22 protein-coding genes are annotated in these 18133 nt (G+C 45.3%); 21 read left to right on the top strand and 1 reads right to left on the bottom strand.

Annotated elements, in window-relative coordinates; genetic code table 11:
• The first annotated feature begins 12 nt into the window (after window positions 1–12).
• The 15 genes from hisC (at window position 13) to GC097_RS04065 (ending at window position 13004) form a co-directional block, all read left to right on the top strand.
• Complete coding sequence (hisC, locus tag GC097_RS04135; RefSeq protein ID WP_171682071.1) at window positions 13–1113, top strand: histidinol-phosphate transaminase; 1101 nt, start codon at window positions 13–15, stop codon at window positions 1111–1113.
• A 21-nt stretch (window positions 1114–1134) separates the two neighbouring features.
• On the top strand, window positions 1135–2223 hold the full coding sequence (locus GC097_RS04130) for a prephenate dehydrogenase (protein ID WP_171682070.1): 1089 nt from the start codon (window positions 1135–1137) through the stop codon (window positions 2221–2223).
• A gap of 171 nt (window positions 2224–2394) precedes the next feature.
• On the top strand, window positions 2395–3249 hold the full coding sequence (locus tag GC097_RS04125) for a polysaccharide deacetylase family protein (RefSeq protein ID WP_171682069.1): 855 nt from the start codon (window positions 2395–2397) through the stop codon (window positions 3247–3249).
• A 441-nt stretch (window positions 3250–3690) separates the two neighbouring features.
• A complete protein-coding gene (locus tag GC097_RS04120) occupies window positions 3691–4272 on the top strand; it encodes an RNA polymerase sigma factor (RefSeq protein ID WP_171682068.1) in 582 nt (193 codons plus the stop codon).
• Between the two features lie 7 nt (window positions 4273–4279).
• Window positions 4280–4909 carry an anti-sigma factor family protein gene (locus GC097_RS04115; RefSeq protein WP_171682067.1) on the top strand — a complete coding sequence of 210 codons (630 nt, stop codon included), beginning with the start codon at window positions 4280–4282 and terminating at the stop codon, window positions 4907–4909.
• A gap of 50 nt (window positions 4910–4959) precedes the next feature.
• Window positions 4960–5541 carry a histidine phosphatase family protein gene (locus GC097_RS04110; RefSeq protein ID WP_171682066.1) on the top strand — a complete coding sequence of 194 codons (582 nt, stop codon included), beginning with the start codon at window positions 4960–4962 and terminating at the stop codon, window positions 5539–5541.
• Window positions 5542–5680: 139 nt separating this feature from the next.
• Window positions 5681–6838, top strand: coding sequence for a hypothetical protein (locus GC097_RS04105; protein ID WP_171682246.1), 1158 nt, complete (start codon window positions 5681–5683; stop codon window positions 6836–6838).
• Window positions 6839–7009: 171 nt separating this feature from the next.
• Window positions 7010–7198: an IDEAL domain-containing protein gene (locus tag GC097_RS04100; RefSeq protein ID WP_167053825.1), complete on the top strand. Its 189-nt coding sequence runs from the start codon at window positions 7010–7012 to the stop codon at window positions 7196–7198.
• Between the two features lie 170 nt (window positions 7199–7368).
• Entirely contained in the window at window positions 7369–8391 is a 1023-nt protein-coding gene (locus tag GC097_RS04095; protein ID WP_171682065.1) for an LCP family protein, read from the top strand.
• Between the two features lie 72 nt (window positions 8392–8463).
• Complete coding sequence (locus GC097_RS04090) at window positions 8464–8898, top strand: DUF2487 family protein (protein WP_171682064.1); 435 nt, start codon at window positions 8464–8466, stop codon at window positions 8896–8898.
• A gap of 283 nt (window positions 8899–9181) precedes the next feature.
• The gene (locus tag GC097_RS04085; RefSeq protein ID WP_127451417.1) at window positions 9182–9727 is read left to right on the top strand and encodes a QcrA and Rieske domain-containing protein; all 546 of its coding nucleotides are present in this window, start codon (window positions 9182–9184) and stop codon (window positions 9725–9727) included.
• 17 nt (window positions 9728–9744) lie between these two features.
• Complete coding sequence (gene qcrB, locus GC097_RS04080) at window positions 9745–10416, top strand: menaquinol-cytochrome c reductase cytochrome b subunit (RefSeq protein WP_028554311.1); 672 nt, start codon at window positions 9745–9747, stop codon at window positions 10414–10416.
• A 20-nt stretch (window positions 10417–10436) separates the two neighbouring features.
• Window positions 10437–11327: a menaquinol-cytochrome c reductase cytochrome b/c subunit gene (locus tag GC097_RS04075; RefSeq protein ID WP_171682063.1), complete on the top strand. Its 891-nt coding sequence runs from the start codon at window positions 10437–10439 to the stop codon at window positions 11325–11327.
• 63 nt (window positions 11328–11390) lie between these two features.
• Entirely contained in the window at window positions 11391–12053 is a 663-nt protein-coding gene (locus GC097_RS04070) for a DUF1405 domain-containing protein (protein WP_246293931.1), read from the top strand.
• A gap of 66 nt (window positions 12054–12119) precedes the next feature.
• Window positions 12120–13004, top strand: a complete 885-nt coding sequence (locus GC097_RS04065; protein WP_171682061.1) for a sporulation protein YpjB — start codon at window positions 12120–12122, stop codon at window positions 13002–13004.
• 46 nt (window positions 13005–13050) lie between these two features.
• On the opposite strand, the gene GC097_RS04060 is transcribed toward GC097_RS04065, so the two are convergent.
• Window positions 13051–13923, bottom strand: a complete 873-nt coding sequence (locus GC097_RS04060) for a YitT family protein (protein WP_171682060.1) — start codon at window positions 13921–13923, stop codon at window positions 13051–13053.
• 113 nt (window positions 13924–14036) lie between these two features.
• Here GC097_RS04060 and GC097_RS04055 point away from each other — a divergent pair, with 113 nt between their 5' ends.
• The 6 genes from GC097_RS04055 to bshA all read left to right on the top strand — a co-directional run bounded on the left by GC097_RS04055 (window position 14037) and on the right by bshA (window position 18109).
• Complete coding sequence (locus GC097_RS04055) at window positions 14037–14375, top strand: nucleotide pyrophosphohydrolase (protein WP_167053839.1); 339 nt, start codon at window positions 14037–14039, stop codon at window positions 14373–14375.
• A 62-nt stretch (window positions 14376–14437) separates the two neighbouring features.
• On the top strand, window positions 14438–14947 hold the full coding sequence (locus tag GC097_RS04050; RefSeq protein WP_171682059.1) for a tetratricopeptide repeat protein: 510 nt from the start codon (window positions 14438–14440) through the stop codon (window positions 14945–14947).
• 26 nt (window positions 14948–14973) lie between these two features.
• Window positions 14974–15777: a 4-hydroxy-tetrahydrodipicolinate reductase gene (gene dapB, locus GC097_RS04045; RefSeq protein ID WP_171682058.1), complete on the top strand. Its 804-nt coding sequence runs from the start codon at window positions 14974–14976 to the stop codon at window positions 15775–15777.
• 26 nt (window positions 15778–15803) lie between these two features.
• Window positions 15804–16223, top strand: coding sequence for a methylglyoxal synthase (locus tag GC097_RS04040; RefSeq protein WP_171682057.1), 420 nt, complete (start codon window positions 15804–15806; stop codon window positions 16221–16223).
• 1 nt (window position 16224) lies between these two features.
• Window positions 16225–16917: a bacillithiol biosynthesis deacetylase BshB1 gene (gene bshB1, locus GC097_RS04035; RefSeq protein ID WP_171682056.1), complete on the top strand. Its 693-nt coding sequence runs from the start codon at window positions 16225–16227 to the stop codon at window positions 16915–16917.
• Between the two features lie 19 nt (window positions 16918–16936).
• Window positions 16937–18109, top strand: a complete 1173-nt coding sequence (gene bshA, locus GC097_RS04030; RefSeq protein ID WP_171682055.1) for an N-acetyl-alpha-D-glucosaminyl L-malate synthase BshA — start codon at window positions 16937–16939, stop codon at window positions 18107–18109.
• Window positions 18110–18133: the final 24 nt, after the last annotated feature.

Raw genomic sequence — 18133 nt, 5'->3', positions numbered from 1 at the left:
AGGTGGCTACCAATGAAACCGAAACAAACCATTGTACATTTGCCGGTCTATCAACCGGGTAAACCTATTGAAGAAGTGAAAAGAGAACTAGGATTAACAGAAGTGATAAAGCTCGCATCGAATGAAAATCCATTCGGCTCTTCGCCTAAAGTGAAAGCGGCGATCGAAGCGGAAATTGCGAACATCAGCTTATATCCGGATGGCGGAGCTGTTCAGCTGACAGAAGCGGTAGCCGAGTACCTCGGAGTGGCGACTAACCAGTTAATTTTCGGCGCAGGATCCGATGAGGTAATTCTCATGCTGGCACGCGCTTTCCTTGTACAGGGTGATGAAACGGTGATGGCAACTCACACCTTCCCGCAATATAAGCACAATTGCGAGATTGAGGGAGCTGTGTCTATAGAGGTCCCATTGAAAGATGGCACGCACGATTTGGACGGCATGCTGGCTGCGATCACGGATCGTACGAAAATCGTTTGGATTTGCAATCCGAATAATCCGACCGGCACCATGAATACGGATGCGGAAATTAAAGCATTTTTAGCAAAAGTTCCTGCCCATGTATTGGTCGTTCTGGACGAGGCTTACTGTGAGTACAATACGACGGGACAATTCCCGGACAGTATCGAAATTATCGGTCAGTACCGCAATGTCATTGCACTGCGTACTTTCTCCAAAATTTACGGACTGGCTTCGCTTCGTATCGGTTATGGAGTCGGGCATCCGGATGTTATTAGATCTATCAATCAAGTGCGTGAGCCGTTCAACACGACTAGATTCGCACAAGCTGCTGCGCTTGCAGCCATTAAGGATCAAGATTTCATTGCCAGCTGCCGCGAAGCAAATACGTCAGGTCTGAATTACTTGACAGAACAGTTTAATGAGATGGGGTTACAGGCTTTCCCAGCTCATGGAAACTTCATTATGGTGAATGTAGGACGTCCGGCCGCAGACGTATTTAATGGCTTGCTGCGCAGAGGAATCATCGTCCGCGGCGGACATATGCTGGGCTTCCCTACATCCATTCGAGTTACAATCGGTTCAAGGGAACAGAATGAGAAATTCATTGCAGCTCTGCAGCAGGTGCTAGCCGAGGTTGCTGTTCAAGCCTAATATAATTAAAAGGTTGATTTTATGACGAAAATTGCGATATTTGGCGTAGGGCTTATTGGCGGTTCATTGGCTTTATGCTACAAAGGAAAACCGGATTTTACCGTCGTCGGCCACTCGCCGAATCCGAAATCCGTGGAGAAGCTGCTCAAACGGAATGTGGTTGATGCGGCAACGACTAGCATGGCTGAGGCAGTAGATGGGGCTGATTACATCTTTTTATGCGTGCCCGTGGGGATGTTGGAGGAGTATGTGCAGCAGTTGATGAAACTACCGCTGAAATCAGGGTGCATCATCACGGATGTTGGCAGTACCAAAGCTTCCATTACGGAAAGTGCCGAAACCATCGTAAAGAAAGGCGTGTACTTTATCGGAGGTCATCCTATGGCAGGCTCCGAACGTCACGGCGTTGAGGCGGCTTCTTCGCATCTTTTTGAGAATGCCTTCTACGTACTGACACCGGCTGAGGGGACGCCGCAAACCGAGGTTGATCGCTTGACGGAGCTGCTCAAGATGACGAAAGCGCAAGTCGTGAAAGTCGGCGCACGGGAACATGACGATATCGTCGGCGCGATCAGTCATTTGCCGCATATTATTGCGGTTGCTCTGGTTAACCAAGTCAGAGGCTATAATGAATCGAATCCGCTGTATCAGAATCTCGCAGCCGGCGGCTTCAGAGATATCACACGCATTGCTTCCAGCGAGCCTATGATTTGGCGGGATATTCTGGTGAACAACCGCCAGGTGCTGCTCAAGCTGCTTACCGATTGGAATTTGGAAATTTCACGTTTTGTCGAGCTGCTGGAGAACAGCGATGGCGAAGGAATTGTTGAGCAATTCCGCATTGCCGGCGAGTTCAGAAGTCAATTGCCTGAGCGTAGGAAAGGCATGATTACTTCCCTGTTTGATATTTATGTGGATATTCCCGATCATCCCGGCATTATTGGACAAATCACTACGCTGCTTGGCAATGAGAGAATTAATTTGAGCAATATTCAAATCATTGAGAGCCGTGAAGATGTTCCCGGTATTCTGCGATTATCGTTCCGTAATCAAGAAGACGCGGACCGCGCAGGCGAGCTGCTCAAGGGTCCTTATGAGGTTCATGTTTGACTTAAGTTTGTACCCAAATATAAGCTGGTTTCTTCTCTTCTAGACGTTCTAAAGAGAGAGGAACCAGCTTTTCTTTTATTCTATTGAAAGTAATTCTCAAAAAAAAAACTTCGTGCTATAATGACATCGTTCATATTAATATTACAAACTTCTAAGTGTGGGGCGAACGGAATGAAGATCTGGATGATGTTAAAAAGTGCATTGATTGTTGTTATTATTTTTGTTAATTTTTTCCCCTCATTTGTAAGTGCGAACAATGTCATTTATTCCAAGGAAGTTGCCGTACTCGTGTATCACCATATCGATGATCAAGTGCAGGGCTCAGTGACGATCTCAACGAAATTATTTGAACGTCAGTTAGGTGCGCTGCAGCGGCAGGGGTACAATTTTATTACGATGGATCAGTTCAAAAGTTTTATGAAAGACGGTGCTAGAATTCCGGATAATGCCATTCTGATCACTTTTGACGATGGGTATGAAAGTTTTTACACCCATGCATATCCCATTCTCAAAAAGATGCGTATTCCAGCGGTGAATTTCGTTATAACGAAAGATTTGGATAACCCGACGGCAACCTTGCTGCCCTCCTTGTCCAGAGACCAAATCAGGAAAATGAGAAAAGAATTTTCGAACATCGATTTTCAACTTCATTCCGATCAACTGCATGTCATGAAAGACGGCAAACCTATGCTGAATAATAAAATGACGACGAACGGCGTAACCGAAACCGATGAAGATCTCAAGCAAAGAGTTATTTCGGATACCAAAACCTGTATGGCGAAACTTAGAGAAGTCAATGGAGCAAAGTCTATCGACGCTTACGCTTATCCTTTTGGAAGTTATGATGAATTTACAATTTCCTATCTCAATGAAGCAGGGGTTAAGTACGCGTTCACGACCAAGGCCGGCCTAACTTCCGTAAAGACGGATCCCATGCAGATTCCGCGGATTAATGCAGGCAGCCCTTATATTCGGCCTTATTCCATCAACAATTTGATTAATCAATCTAAAAGGCAAAAGCTGTAACGGCTCAAGACATCATTTTTTTAAAGATGTAGTAAACGTTTTCAAAATAGTCATTGACAGAATGAAACCGTATACATATAATAAAAGTACAGTATGGTTTCTCTCCACTCCTATCCGATAATCGCACCATAAGTGCAACCGCCAATTTGGCGGTTTTTTTTTTGCTCAGATATACCATATTTTTCTGAAAATATTATATAATGGTTAGGGTGGACTGCCGCTTGTAACAGACAAGTCATAAATATGAATTTTTTTCAACAATTTGTCGAATAGAGCAGGAATTTCACGAGAAATCGAGAAGCATTAGTAGGGATGCTTTTTACATAAAGATCCATTCACGTTTTTTTATAAATGAACGCAACTTTTCACTCTAACCGCAGTACAACATGTATGAGCAGTTGGAGTGGTACCCCGGGGAACTGTTAGGAGGGTCGCCACGTAATGACCGATTCCCAATTGATCAGAGAAATCAAGGATGGAAATGTTCAGCTGTATAACGAGCTTATGCGTCGTTACGAGCGTAAAATCCTTGCCTTCATCTTTCATATGCTCAAAAGCACACAAATGGAAGCGATCGCTGAAGATTTGTGTAATGAAACGTTTTATAAAGCGTACCGCAGTTTGCATTCCTTTCGTGAAATTGAGGCTTCCTTTTCTACTTGGTTGTATACAATTGCTCGGAATACGGTTTTGAGTGAGCTGCGCAAAAATAAGAGTGTGCAAGTTTCGTTAGAGCAAAGCGGCTTGACCCCGCATGCATCCTTTGATGCTATGCCGGAGCAAGCTATGTTGCGTAACGAGAAAGTATCGATGGTTCGAGAGGCGATTAATAGTTTGCCAGAGAAACAACGGTCTGCTTTGATTTTGAGAGAGTATGACCAGATGGATTATCAGGAAATCGCCAACATTTTAGGCCAAACTGTAAGTTCGGTGAAGTCATTATTATTCCGGGCAAGAGCGTCAGTCAAGTTACAGTTGGACCCTTACTTCAGTGAACCGATATTCGAAGAATCGAAGGGATGAAACAGCGATGAAGTGTAGTGAGATCCAGGAATTATTTGGGGTGTATTGGGATTTGCCGAATGATGACCTGAGACGTACCGCGGTAGATGCCCATATTGCGGGATGTGCCGAATGTGCAGAAGAGTTTCAGATCTGGGAGGAAAGTACGATACTCATTCGTACGGCTGCTTTGGATGACGAGCTCCCGGATTATGAACCGATGGTTTCAGGCAAGGTCATGAGTCGTATTTATGAGGACGAATCATGGCGTATTCCCGTTGCTGAGCGCATGTATACGATCTCTTACAAGCTTCGCCGTAATCTTACAGCTGTCATTGCTTTTTGTTTAGCTTTATTTGTGTTCAGCTTTTTGTTTGCTGTTGTCTATGACGGGACGCCGAAATCATCCATAGCTGCTGCAGATAATTCATTGTTCGATCTGCAAGCGCCTCAAGCGATGAAATCTACCGGCTCTGAATCTATGAACGGCCATAAGATGGTAGATGCCGTTGCAAGTTTGAATCCTAGTTTCATGGAACCATTGCGATTTCACGTAGGGCCGATTCACTCTTACCCGCATTATTTACTGGTTGTTTCAATTTTAGGATTAATTGCAACAATCTTCATTATGAACTGGTTGTCGCGAACGAAAACTTAGTGCTCCGTATGGGGCATTTTTCATTTTAGAGATACATGGAGGATACTCAAATGACAACAATTGGCTTCATCCGGCATGGAAGTACGGAGTGGAATCGTTTAGGCAAGCTGCAGGGGCAGTTGGATACGGATTTGACCGACGAAGGAAGAGAGCAAGCCAGGTTGCTTGGACGCCGATTAGCCAATGAAAATTGGGACGGGATCATCAGCAGTGACTTAAAAAGAGCAAAAGAAACGGCTCAAATTATCTCGGATCTATCGGGCATCCCCCTTATAGGTACGGATAGCAGACTTCGTGAGCGTAAATATGGTCAGGTGGAAGGAACTACCGTTGCCGAGCGGGAAGAGCGTTGGGGGCCGGAATGGAAGCTTCAGGAACTAGGCCAGGAGTCGGACGATGATCTTTGGAAACGGTGGTCGGAGCTTGAAGCAGAAATACTTGAGGCATACCCGGCCCAAAAAATATTAATGGTTTCTCATGGCGGGTTCATTGTGCAGGTGCTCAGAGTTCTACGCATGGACAGTGAGCAATTCCTGCAAAATACGTCTTTAACGATCCTGATGCGTCAAGAAAATGGGTGGGAGCTTGAGTTATATAATTGTTTATCTCACTTGGAAACCGTACATGAATAATAACTGAACCGGAAGCATGACTTGTTAGCAGAGTCGTGCTTTTTTTGTTCCGCTTGGAATATTTTCGGGAAAAAACCCCATAATGGTTACTAGAAACCAAGGAGCGGAAAGCTCCGTCAAATGGGGGATGTAGATGGAAATGAACCTTGCGGACATGCTCAGCTACGCCGATATTCACGAGCTAGGCCGAATTGCTCATACTTACGAGTGTGAGTGCAATGGCCATTCTAAGAATGATTTGATTCAGTCTATTTTGAGCACGGCGCTGCGCAGAGAGATTTTCGAAAAACATATTCAAGAGTTGAACATCGAAGATATCCGTTTCCTAAATTCTCTGCTCTTTGATCCTCGTAATGCCTTCAGCATCGAAGAGCTGATCGCTAGAGTTCAACAATCGCGGTTTCAAAAGGACGTATCGGATGAATGGAATCCCCGCGACATGGTCATTAAGTTTAAGAAGCTTGGCTGGCTATTTAACGGCTATTCCCAGCAAACGAAATTTTTGTTTCATGTGCCTAATGATTTGAAACGGAAATTTAGCGAGGTGCTGACAGGACAGTTTAAGCAAAGCTTAAAGCTGACCGGCGAACCAAGTGTATATCGGGATGAGCAAACGCTTTTGGTGGATGATATCTTTCATTTCTTGACGTATATTTCACATCAGCAGGAAATTCTTCTCACAGCGGACGGGTCCATGTACAAGCGGCAGCTGCAGCAAATACTCGACCGCTTGTCGGTTCAGGAGGATATGGTGGCAAAGGGAGCTTGGCGTTTCGGGTATGGCCGTATGTTTAAAGACTACCCGAACCGATTCTCGTTCATCTATGATTACTGCTATTACCGTCAGTTGATCAGCGAACAGGGCCAAACGCTTCATTTGACGGAGGAAGGAAAAGCGCGCTTGCTGGAAGGCAAAAAAGAAAATCTGGCAGATGTGTACAAGTTCTGGCTCCGGCTGTATAAGAATCCGATTCCCAATGTGCAAAGCCTCGCGGGGTGGGTTGACCGGCTTAGCGGGCAATGGATCACATTGTCATCACTTAGCGATGTGTTATGTAAATTGGTGAAGCCATTTTACTATGATAGTTCGGAATCTATTGTGGAAAAGCGTATTTTACAAATGATGATGCATCTGGGGCTCATTCGAATCGGAGAAGACGATAAGGAGGGCATGGTGGTACAAGTCACCAAACTCGGATCTAAAGTCGTTCAAGGCACCTTTGTGGCTGAAGAAGATAAGGTAGTTCTCTTGCTGGATCAAGAGAGCACGCGTTTCAAGGCGGACGGCAAGCAGTAGGTATAAACACATTCCTGTTCAATCGGGCTTTTGAAGGAAGCGCTGTTGTACCGAATGAATATGATAAAGTAGGAGCACACAGGGGTTGGCAGACACCAAGAAACGGACTTTCATGTTTTTGCGAAAAAGAAGCTCCTGACAAACCGCGTACAACATTTGGAGGTAGGTCTCATGGGAAAAATGAATGTATCTAACAACGCGCTGCTGGCACTTTTCGCGGAAATGGTTTGGGATGACGCCATTCGCAAATATAAAGAACAAAATCTCTATAAAGAGATTGACCTTGCGTTAGCTAAAGGGGATCAACCGACATTCCTCGCTCTTACCTCAGAGCTAAAAACGCTGCAATCTTCAGGATAAATGAATATGCTGGCAGGCAAAGTAAATTAGAGAAGACGTGTGAACAATTTCACATGTCTTTTTTTGCTGTAAAGATGATAAAAAAGAACTATTTTGTTCAGCCGTGCGTCCATTAATTAGACTATACTGCGGAACAAAAGGAGAAAACGATGAGAAAGCTATTGAGAAGCATGAGAAAGCGTAAAGTTTTATCGGTGTTTTTGCTTGTGACCTTATTTGTTGTAGGATCTGCGACCAGTTATGCCGCGTTTATCATGAATAAATGGAATCAAACGCTTGATCAAATGGCTGCTCCGGCAGAATCAACGATAAATGGCATAAACACAGGAAAAGTAGCGCTAACGCAGACTTCACAATTATCAAATCGGGCAGAGGAAGAAGAAAAACCGCTTACTTTCCTTCTTACGGCTACGGATGAGCGTGAGGGCAGCGAGGGATCAAAGAATACGGATGTCATGATGATCTTTCGCGTCGATCCTGCTACCCATCAAGGGACCGTCGTGTCGATTCCGAGAGATCTGGAGATTACTGCGGATAAATCCGGCTTAGAAACATCCCATAAAGCAAATTATTTCTACGCTTATTATTATAATAAAAATAAAGACACGGCCCTTGAGGAAACAAAACAACTGTTTAGCAGGGTGTATCAAGTTCCAATTGACCATATGGCTGTTATTAATTTTGACGGATTTCGCAAGCTCGTTGATCAATTCGGCGGCATGACGGTAGATGTCGATATGGATATGCGTTATCAGGACGAAAGCGATGGTACGGATATTCGTTTAAATAAAGGCATACAGCATTTGAATGGAAAGCAGGTTCTTGACTTTATTCGATACCGCAAATCTAATTTAGGTACTGCGGAATCGTCGGATATCGTGCGAAACCAGAGGGAACAGCTTGTCCTCAATCAGTTGCTGGATAACTTGACATCACTGAACGGTTTAACGGCATGGGCTAAAGTGCTCGATATTATGGGAAATTCCATTAAAACGGACATTCCAGCGGATGAATTGCGAACATTGATGAAATCATACCAAACCTATAAACCGGCAAATGTCCAGTACATTCATTTGGATGGGGAATGGGAGAGTCCTTATCTTGTCGTGAAGCAGCAGGATTTGGAGGATGCGCTTGAAGCTTTGCGCGGACAAACAGGAAGTTCAATTGACAGTCGCGTAATGACGGATTAAAGTGTACAAGTAGACATGGCTATTGTTACATAGCCAAAGCTTTTTTGGCAAAAGATAGAGGGGGAAGTCCTGTTGAAGTTTAATGATATTCCAGCACAAGATTGGCCCGATTTGAAACCGTACTTGGATACATGCTTGCTTCCGGTAACGGGGTTGACGGGGTTTGAAGATCCGGCATCCGTGACAGCAGCGCTGGAACAGCTCCGCGATGCACTCGAAACCATCGAAATTCCTTACAAAGGAAGGGTTGTGACGTACCCAGCGCTTCATTACATGACAGCTGTGAGCATGAAAGACCAGTTGGAAGCACTCTCACTTCATTTAAAAAGGATGGGATTCCGCTATGTCATTGTGCTAACCATACATACGGAAGATGCGGCCTCCTGGAAAGCGGATCAAACCGATTTGTTGATCGTTGTCGATATGGAGCAGTGGACAAGCGGGTCTGAACAGATCAAAGCGAGTATTTCCAAGCAAGTTCAGCAATTGTGGCAGCAAGGTGATTAACTTTCTCCGTTAAGCGTATTATTGGAAAAAAAAATGTGCAGGATAAGGGAAGTAATGGCGTACATTGGCTGCCAAAAAGTTGTGACAATTTCGTTAAAATTTGTCCGAACGCCAAGTTTTCAATGGCTCAAAAGGAGTTCTGGATTCTTGACGACCTAGTAGTCGTAGGCTATTATTAGTAATGTCCTAGTTATATGTAGTGTAATGTCGAACGACACGTGATAGAGGTAACTGACGTCCGAGAGGGTTGGACATCGGCCAATGTAGGAGGGTAGACCTGAGAATGAGTGATCATAACAATCACAATGAAGAACAGCACGGGAAGAAACCCGGGACAAAACGCGAAATGTCTCGCCGACAATTTCTTTCCTACACCCTTGGTGGCGCTGGAGGATTCATGGGGGCCGGTATCATTATTCCAATGATACGGTTTGCGGTAGATCCTGTGCTTCAAAAGAAGTCAGAATCGGATTGGGTAAAAGTTGTCGAAGAAAGCAAAATTACAAATGTACCACAGTCTTTTACGTTCCAAGTCCATCAGGTAGATGGTTGGTACGAAAGTGATGCTGAGTTGGTAGCGTGGATTTCCAAGGATAGCAGCGGAAAGCTCTTTGCATTGAATCCAACTTGTAAGCACCTTGGATGTACGGTCAACTGGAACGACAACCCGGCTTACAAAGATCAGTATTTCTGTCCTTGTCACGGTGCTCACTATACGCAAGACGGTAAGAACCTTGCGGTAGCACCTAAACCTTTGGATGAATACACAACCAAAGTAGAGAACGGTTTCGTTTATGTGGGACAACTGCATGCTAACACAAGAGTATAAGGAGGCGTCACAGTCAGATGTTTAAAAACGTATACAACTGGATTGACGAACGTCTTGATATTACGCCTATGTGGAGGGATGTAGCAGATCATGAGGTTCCTGAACACGTAAACCCTGCTCATCATTTTTCCGCTTTCGTGTATTGCTTCGGCGGATTGACGTTTTTCATTACAGTTATTCAAATCTTGTCAGGTATGTTCCTAACGATGTATTACACACCTGATATCATCAATGCTTATGCAAGTGTTGATTACTTACAACATAAAGTAGCTTTCGGTGTTATCGTCAGAGGTATGCACCACTGGGGAGCTAGTTTAGTTATCGTAATGATGTTCTTACATACCCTGCGCGTGTTCTTCACAGGTTCTTATAAAGCACCACGTGAAATGAACTGGGTGGTAGGCATGCTCATTTTCTTCGTTATGTTAGGTCTTGGTTTTACGGGATACCTGCTTCCATGGGATAACAAAGCATACTTTGCTACACAAGTAGGTATGAAAATTGCAGCGTCCGTACCTTTCGCAGGTCCGTACATCGAAACATTGCTGCAAGGCGGAAGTATCGTTGGTGCGCAAACACTTACTCGTTTCTTCGCCATTCACGTGTTCTTCCTGCCTGGCGTTCTGCTCGCTTTGCTTGCTGGACACTTCTTCATGATTCGCAAACAAGGTATTTCCGGACCGCTATAAATTAGGGAGGGGCGAATAGCGTGGCGCATGGTCATAAGTCTGACGAAAAAATCGTTTACGTCGGGGATTCCCGCGTAATTAAGAAAACACAAGAACAAAGATTGATTCCTCGCGATTACTCCGCGTATCCGGGAAAATCAGAAGCCTTTATTCCCAACTTCTTGTTAAAAGAGTGGATGGTAGGGGTAGTCGTACTGGTTGGTATGCTAGTGCTGGTTATGTCCGATCCGGCTCCGCTGGGTTATCCTGCGGATCCTAAGAACACGGCTTTCATTCCGATGCCGGACTGGTACTTCTTGTTCATGTACCAATTGTTGAAATACCCGTATACATCTGGAGATTACGTTGTGCTTGGAGCGGTTGTCGTACCTGGTCTGTTATTTGGCGGCTTGCTGCTGGCTCCGTTCTTAGATACGGGGAAAGAGCGTCGTTTCTATAGAAGACCGATCGCTTCCAGCTTGATGATTTTATCTCTAATCGCTTGTACATACTTGACGTACACATCTTGGGATCACTACCAGTTTGAATTGAAAGAGAAAAACATCATTCCTGAGCATATTAAGCGTGAAGAAGAAATGCACGCGAACAAAGGCGCAGCTGCTGGCGGCGGCGCTGCTAAGGATACTAAGAAAGCTCCAGCTATCGTGGCAGCTGATGATCCGGGTGCTGAAATCTACAAAAAAGCAACTTGCTTGTCCTGTCATGGTGCTGGACTTAAAGGAATGCCTGCTTCAGGCGTACCGGCCTTGCTTGGCGTAGGTGACAAACATCCGCAAGATGAGATCTTGAACATTATCAAAAACGGTAAGGGCAACATGGGTAAACAATATCAAGCTAACATCGATAAAGGCTTAACTGATGCCGATATCACGAAGCTTGCTGAATGGTTATCCAAACAAAAGGCCCAATAAAACAGGAAAGCCTGATCGCGCATGCGGTCAGGTTTTTTTAAATCAAATGAAGGAGGAGCTCTCTTGCATCAAGGAGTGTCCATTTCTTACTTTTGGAGTAAGGATTTTTTACTGAGCAAAAAGATGCTATGGCTGCTATTTATTACGAACCTGCTTGGCACAGTGTATGGTTATAAGTGGTATTGGCTTCAAATGGTGGACACAATTGCCGAAAATCCGCTGTGGTACGTTTTTTTTGTTCCTGATAGTCCGACAGCCAGCTTATTTTTCACTTTGTCGGTCGGTTACTTGATTGTAGATCGTTCTATGGGCAAGAGCAGTTCAAAAGTTTATCAAGCCATCCGAGGATTCGTCGAAGCCTTTGCGCTTATCACTTCTTTTAAGTACGGGATCTGGGCGGTTACGATGATTTGGGCAGGTGCCTGGCAAGGAGTTCCTGTCGGTTGGGATGGCTGGATGCTGACTTGCTCTCACCTGGCAATGGCATTGGAAGCGCTGTTATTTGTGAGGTGGTATACCTACCGTATGCCCGCGATCGTGATTGTTGCGTGCTGGACATTTTGGAACGATTTCATGGACTACGAACGCGGGGTATTCCCCAGATTGCCGGATGTGCTTGTGAGCAACTATTATGCGACTATCGAAGGGTTCACCATCAGTTTAAGCCTGATAAGTATTGTGATCGCCCTCATTTGTTTGCGCATTCGCCAGAATAGAGCACTATAATCCAATAAGCGATGGTCTAAATTGGGACGAACCTCCATATGATGATGGTGAAGGAGGGGATGTCCCATGTTTAGGTTTACCGGGGGATTTAAGCGACTGACGGTCACGCTTTTGCTGACAGCAGTTGTTAGTATAAGCTCTGCATGCACGGCCAGCACCAGTACGAGTGGTCAAGCTGCCAAACCTCTTGATCCGGAACAAATACAGCGTGTAGAGTTTCTGAATCAAATTGCCGATGAGATGTACAAGCAAACGATGGACGGTCAAGTGCTTGAGGCGCGAAGTAAGCTTATGCAAATGTCTGATCAAATACCCAAAATACATTTCGAGGGTATTACATCAGTGGAAGGGCTAAACGCGTTAACCGAAACGATTACGCAAGCGAAGAGGGTCTATAATGCCGCGAGCTATTCGCCGGAAGAAGGGCAAATGGCCGTCGCCAAAATACGCCTAGCAACAGATGCTCTTACGCATAAAAATCAGCCCATGTGGCTGCAATATTATAAAGTGCTTCAAAATGACACGGCAGCCTTAACGCAAGTGGTTAAATCGGGGAAACAGCAAGAAGCTATTGCCGCCTTCGGTAAACTTTCTCAGCATATTGCCATTATTCATCCTTCCTTATTGATAAGCCGGGAGGCATCCTCCGTCGAGAAACTTGACTCTGTCCTTCTCTATTTGCGAAAAAACATTAACAGCCAGCCCATGGCGGCCCGCCAAGCGGAATCAGGCTTAGATCATTTGGGTCAAGTGCTGGATGAACTATTTCTCAAAAATAAGGATGCTATTGCTTTCGTACCGATAACCGACCCTAAGCATCCAATCATCTGGTCTGCAGGAATTGGGCTAATTATCGTTAGCGTTCTGTCATTCGTTGGCTGGCGGATGTACCAATCAGGGCGGCATATTGTCCCGGTCAAACAATCCCGTGAAAAGGAACTGGGGGAATAAAAAAAGGTTGAGCAGATGATGACATCTGTTCAGCCTTTTTTGGCGTTTAGTTCTCTTTAAAGCCCTCGCCTATCACCTCATGGACTTCACCTATGATGATAAAAGCGCGGGGATCGATCGCGCGAATGAGCTCGCGAAGACGCCTTGTTTCGTGACGGTAAACGACACAATAGACAACTTCTTTATTGTGGCCGGAGTAGGCGCCTCTGGCGGGAAATAACGTTACGCCCCGGTCTAATTCTTTTGTAATGGATTCTGCTACTGACACAGCTTGGTCGCTTATGATTGTAAATGCTTTGGCGGCATACGCGCCCTCGGATATGTAATCAATGATGCGTGAGGTAACAAAAACGGCTACGAGAGAGTATAAGACCTTTTCTTTCGGTAAATAGAGAAAGGAGGATCCAATGACAATGACGTCGATAATGAGAATGACTTGTCCGACACTCCATCCCTTTTTCTTATGTCCGATTCGAGCCAGAATGTCAGATCCGCCTGTTGTGCCGCCGAAGCGAAATACAAGGCCTAGTCCTGTCCCGAGTGTAATACCTGCATAAAGTGTGGCTAGAAAGTAATCCTGTGTGGTCTGAAAGGGCACAATCCAATGCAGGTTGATAAGCAGTTCCATCACCCAGAGAAAGAATGACAAGGCCACTACGCCGTAAATGGTATAGAGCATGGGTCCTTTCCCGAAAATGCGCCAACCGAGATAAAACAACGGAATATTGCACAATAACGTAGAGATAGAGGGAGGTACGTTCAGCACATACTTCAGAAGCAATGAGATTCCGGTAACACCGCCTTCCATCAGCTCGTTGGAAATCACGAAATAATGCAAACCAAACGCATAAATCGCGGTACCGATTGTAATGGCGAGTACATTTGTGAATTGATCAGCAAACCGTTCCTTAAAAATCATTTCTTTTCCTCCAAACTTACGGATCCCATCTGTCAAAAAAATTTGTCAACTTTTCTTGTTTAGTTTAACATAGTAATGATATCTTGGTGAAGATGAAGGAAAGAAGGGTGACTATGTCGGAACGTACGCTTAAAGATATACAGAAAGAAGTCGATACTTATATTTCCCAGTTCAAAGAAGGATATTTCAGTCCTTTGGCGATGCTGGCCAGAATGTCTGAGGAAGTGGGGGAATTAGCCCGCGAGGTGAACCATACCTACGGTGAAAAACCTAAAAAAAGCACCGAAGCGGACAATTCCATTGAGCTGGAGCTTGGCGACATTATGTTTATTACGATCTGCTTCGCGAACTCGCTAGGTATTGATTTGACTGAGGCGCATGATAAAATCATGCATAAGTTTAATACGCGGGACGCGGGTAGATGGACTAAAATTAACACCGAAACTACATAAGCTTCATAAACTATTCCATCCCCACTAACGGGAGACTCGCTTTCGATAAGGAGGATGGGCAGATGAATGGAGAAGATCAAATACAGAAAGCGTACGAATCCATACTTTCACAAGACTTTGAAAAAGCGATCGAATGGTTTGAAAAAGCAATAGCTGCTGAACCAAACAATGCTGCCTATCATTACAAACTATCGATAACTTATGCAAGAGGCAACAAGCTGAGCAGTGCTATTGAACATGCTGTAGAGGCCGCCCAGCTCGAGCAGGACAATGAAGCCTACCGCTATCATTTGCAAGTGCTGCATGCCAGAGAACTGGTCGAAAGAGCTCAGAGGCATCTAAGCACGCAAACAGAGCATGCGGAAAGAGCGATTTTCTTGCTGAAGGAAGCGATCGTGCTCGACCCGCTGGCAATTGAAGCCTATCTGATTTTAGGCGAAGCTTTTGCTTTCCGGAACGATTATGGGAGAGCCCACCAAACCGTGGCGGATGCCTTAAGATTAGAGCCGAATCATGAGCTGGCAAAGCAGCAGGCGGAGAGATACCAGCAAAAGATGAAAAATAGAGATTGAAACATACACAAAGGAGAAACATCGTCATGGAGCGTAAAATTCGAGTAGCCGTCGTTGGGGCAAGTGGAAGAATGGGGAGAGAGGTCGTGAAGACCGTACTCACGGAGTCCGATATGGAATTAGTGGCGGGAGTCGACCGCTCCTCTGGCCCGATTGATCTAGGAAGAATGGTAGGGCTTGAAGAATGCGGAGTTACAATGAGCAATGATTTGGAGCTTGCTTTGACCGAATCCAGACCGGATGTATTGGTAGATTTTACGGGGCCTAAAACTGCGTTCTCACACACAAGTTTAGCTATTCGCTTAGGCATTCGCCCTGTTATGGGGACAACCGGATTTACCCCGGAAGATATTGCCGAGTTGGACAAGCAGTGCCAGGAGAAAGAAATCGGCGGACTCATTGCCCCTAATTTCTCCATTGGCGCGATACTAATGATGAAATTTGCAGCGCAGGCATCCAAATACTTTCCTCATTTGGAAATTATCGAATATCATGGCGATCAGAAGCTGGATGCTCCATCAGGTACGTCCGTGAAAACGGCTGAACTTATATCGGAAGTCAGAGAAGAGCTCAGGCAAGGCAATCCGCAAGAAGAAGAAATAATTGAAGGTTCGCGCGGCGGGTATTACAATGGGTTTAGGATACATAGCGTTCGTTTGCCGGGTATTTTCGCTCAACAGGAAGTTATTATGGCGCAGCAAGGCCAGGCGCTTAAGATTAGACATGACTCTTATGACCGTGCAGCCTATATGCCTGGCGTTGCGATTGCTGTACGTAAAGTGATGACATATAGCGGTATGATTTACGGATTCGAGCATTTTATAGATTAAGAAGTCTTAGGGGAGTGGAAGTCAGAATGTTAAACATCGCGCTAATTGCTCATGATCGCAAGAAAGATGAAATGGTAAACTTCGTTACGGCTTACGAACATGTATTCGCAGGCCATAAGCTGTACGGAACAGGCACAACAGGGCAGAGGATTATGGATAATACCAAACTCGATGTCCATCGATTTATGTCAGGTCCACTGGGAGGAGACCAGCAAATCGGCGCTTTGGTCGCTCAGAATGAAATGGATCTGATTATCTTTTTGCGTGATCCGTTAATGGCGCAGCCGCATGAGCCGGACATTATCGCGCTCTTGCGTTTATGCGACGTACAGGGAATACCGTGCGCGACCAATATCGCTACGGCGGAAATTCTCGTTAAAGCGCTGGATCGCGGGGATTTTGCATGGAGAGAACTCGTACATAAATATAAACCGGGAATTGAATAAGATGAGCGAGCAACTGGATATTCTTATTTTTGGCGCACATGCGGACGATGCCGAGATCGGGATGGCCGGAACAATTGCGAAACATACCGCTTTAGGCTACCGGGTCGGTATTTGCGATTTAACCCATGCGGAAATGTCATCCAACGGGACCGTTGAAACGAGGATGGAAGAAGCCGACCAGGCTGCCAAGGTGTTGGGATTGACCGCACGCACGAATCTGGGTCTTCCGGATCGAGGCTTGTACGTGACTCCTGACTATATTGAGCGGATTACCGCTGAAATTCGGAAATTTAAACCTAGAATCGTGTTCGCTCCGTATTGGCAGGATCGTCATCCGGATCATATCGCTTGCTCGGCACTCATTCAAGAATCTGTTTTCAATGCCAAGCTGCGCAAATATTTACCGGAGACTGAACCTGTGAATGTGGAGCAGATGTATTTCTATTTTATAAATGATGTGTACGAAGCAGATTTCATTGTAAATGTAACCGATTATTACGAGACCAAAACAGCGGCACTGAGCGCATACCGCTCGCAGTTTATTACGGGTCAAGGCACTGTAGCTACGCCGCTCAATCAAGGCTATGTAGAACGTGTAGAAGCTCGTGACCGTCTAATGGGACAGAAGCGGATGCTTCAGTATGCAGAAGGCTTCGTCTCTAAGCTGCCATTGTTGGTTGATCGATTCGATTGATCGGGAAAAGAGGTGTAGGATGAACGACAAACTTAAAATTGGTATTACTTGTTATCCAACGTTAGGCGGTTCAGGCGTCGTTGCGACGGAACTCGGCAAGCTGCTTGCCGAAAAAGGGCATGAAGTTCACTTTATTACGCACAGCATGCCGTTTCGGTTGGGTAAATTTCATAAAAATATTTTTTATCATGAAGTCGAAGTCAGTCAGTATTATGTTTTCCGCTATCCACCATACGATCTATCCCTTGCAAGCAAACTTGCGCAGGTAGCCAAGATGGAAGAGCTGGATTTGCTTCATGTTCATTACGCAATTCCGCATGCGGTATGTGCGCTTCTTGCCAAACAGATGGTCGGAAGTAAATTGAAAGTAGTTACCACGCTTCACGGAACGGATATCACGGTACTTGGCCAAGATCAATCCATTTCGGATTTAATTCGCTATGCAATTAATGAAAGCGATGCGGTTACGGCCGTCTCGAAGGATTTAATTAAGGAAACAAGGGAATTACTTGATATTGACCGGGATATTGATTTAACATATAACTTTGTCGATAAACGCGTGTATTACCCACGGGATATTACAAAGCTCAGAGGCGAATTCGCCAGACCGGAAGAAAAGATTCTTATCCACATTTCTAACTTCAGACCGGTCAAACGGGTCCATGATGTCGTCGATATTTTTGCTAAGGTGAGCAAGAAGATTCCATCGCGGCTTTTGTTTGTCGGGGAAGGTCCCGATCTGTCTAAAATGATTGCGAAGGTCAAGGAGCTTGGCCTTAGCGATAAGGTTACGTTCTGCGGCAAGCAGGATGACGTCTCGCAGGTGATTTCGCTTGCGGATGTCATGCTGCTGCCTTCCGAGAAAGAGAGCTTTGGTCTCGTCGCTCTGGAAGCTATGGCGTGCGGTGTACCGACCATAGGCTCTAACGCAGGAGGGATTCCCGAGCTGATCACTCATGGGGAAACTGGATATTTAGCCAATGTTGGCGACACGGACGCAATGGCCGAGCATGCGGTAAACCTGCTCAGCAATCAAGTGCTGTACGAGCAAGTAGTGCAAAATTGCTTGGACCGTGCCAGATATACGTTCTGCAATGACATTACAACGATGCAATATGAGGAAATTTACTATCGCGTACTTGGAAGAGAGCTTCCGGAATCACATCGCATCACAGCTTCAACCTGTCAATAAGAAGGTGCAGGCTGGTTAGGAGAA

The sequence above is a fragment of the Paenibacillus planticolens genome, from assembly GCF_013141725.1.
GTDB lineage: Bacteria > Bacillota > Bacilli > Paenibacillales > NBRC-103111 > Paenibacillus_E > Paenibacillus_E planticolens.
Note: the sequence above shows the minus strand (reverse complement) of the source record. Positions and strands in the feature narration are given on the sequence as shown.

Coding starts and splice junctions, on each gene's coding strand:
- GC097_RS04065 (WP_171682061.1), top strand. CDS start 12,120: ATGTTTAGGTTTACCGGGGGATTTAAGCGACTGACGGTCACGCTTTTG.
- GC097_RS04060 (WP_171682060.1), bottom strand. CDS start 13,923: ATGATTTTTAAGGAACGGTTTGCTGATCAATTCACAAATGTACTCGCC.
- GC097_RS04125 (WP_171682069.1), top strand. CDS start 2,395: ATGAAGATCTGGATGATGTTAAAAAGTGCATTGATTGTTGTTATTATT.
- bshB1 (WP_171682056.1), top strand. CDS start 16,225: ATGAGCGAGCAACTGGATATTCTTATTTTTGGCGCACATGCGGACGAT.
- GC097_RS04130 (WP_171682070.1), top strand. CDS start 1,135: ATGACGAAAATTGCGATATTTGGCGTAGGGCTTATTGGCGGTTCATTG.
- GC097_RS04110 (WP_171682066.1), top strand. CDS start 4,960: ATGACAACAATTGGCTTCATCCGGCATGGAAGTACGGAGTGGAATCGT.
- GC097_RS04100 (WP_167053825.1), top strand. CDS start 7,010: ATGGGAAAAATGAATGTATCTAACAACGCGCTGCTGGCACTTTTCGCG.
- GC097_RS04050 (WP_171682059.1), top strand. CDS start 14,438: ATGAATGGAGAAGATCAAATACAGAAAGCGTACGAATCCATACTTTCA.
- GC097_RS04120 (WP_171682068.1), top strand. CDS start 3,691: ATGACCGATTCCCAATTGATCAGAGAAATCAAGGATGGAAATGTTCAG.
- GC097_RS04105 (WP_171682246.1), top strand. CDS start 5,681: ATGAACCTTGCGGACATGCTCAGCTACGCCGATATTCACGAGCTAGGC.
- GC097_RS04040 (WP_171682057.1), top strand. CDS start 15,804: ATGTTAAACATCGCGCTAATTGCTCATGATCGCAAGAAAGATGAAATG.
- GC097_RS04055 (WP_167053839.1), top strand. CDS start 14,037: ATGTCGGAACGTACGCTTAAAGATATACAGAAAGAAGTCGATACTTAT.
- dapB (WP_171682058.1), top strand. CDS start 14,974: ATGGAGCGTAAAATTCGAGTAGCCGTCGTTGGGGCAAGTGGAAGAATG.
- GC097_RS04115 (WP_171682067.1), top strand. CDS start 4,280: ATGAAGTGTAGTGAGATCCAGGAATTATTTGGGGTGTATTGGGATTTG.
- GC097_RS04085 (WP_127451417.1), top strand. CDS start 9,182: ATGAGTGATCATAACAATCACAATGAAGAACAGCACGGGAAGAAACCC.
- hisC (WP_171682071.1), top strand. CDS start 13: ATGAAACCGAAACAAACCATTGTACATTTGCCGGTCTATCAACCGGGT.
- GC097_RS04095 (WP_171682065.1), top strand. CDS start 7,369: ATGAGAAAGCGTAAAGTTTTATCGGTGTTTTTGCTTGTGACCTTATTT.
- qcrB (WP_028554311.1), top strand. CDS start 9,745: ATGTTTAAAAACGTATACAACTGGATTGACGAACGTCTTGATATTACG.
- bshA (WP_171682055.1), top strand. CDS start 16,937: ATGAACGACAAACTTAAAATTGGTATTACTTGTTATCCAACGTTAGGC.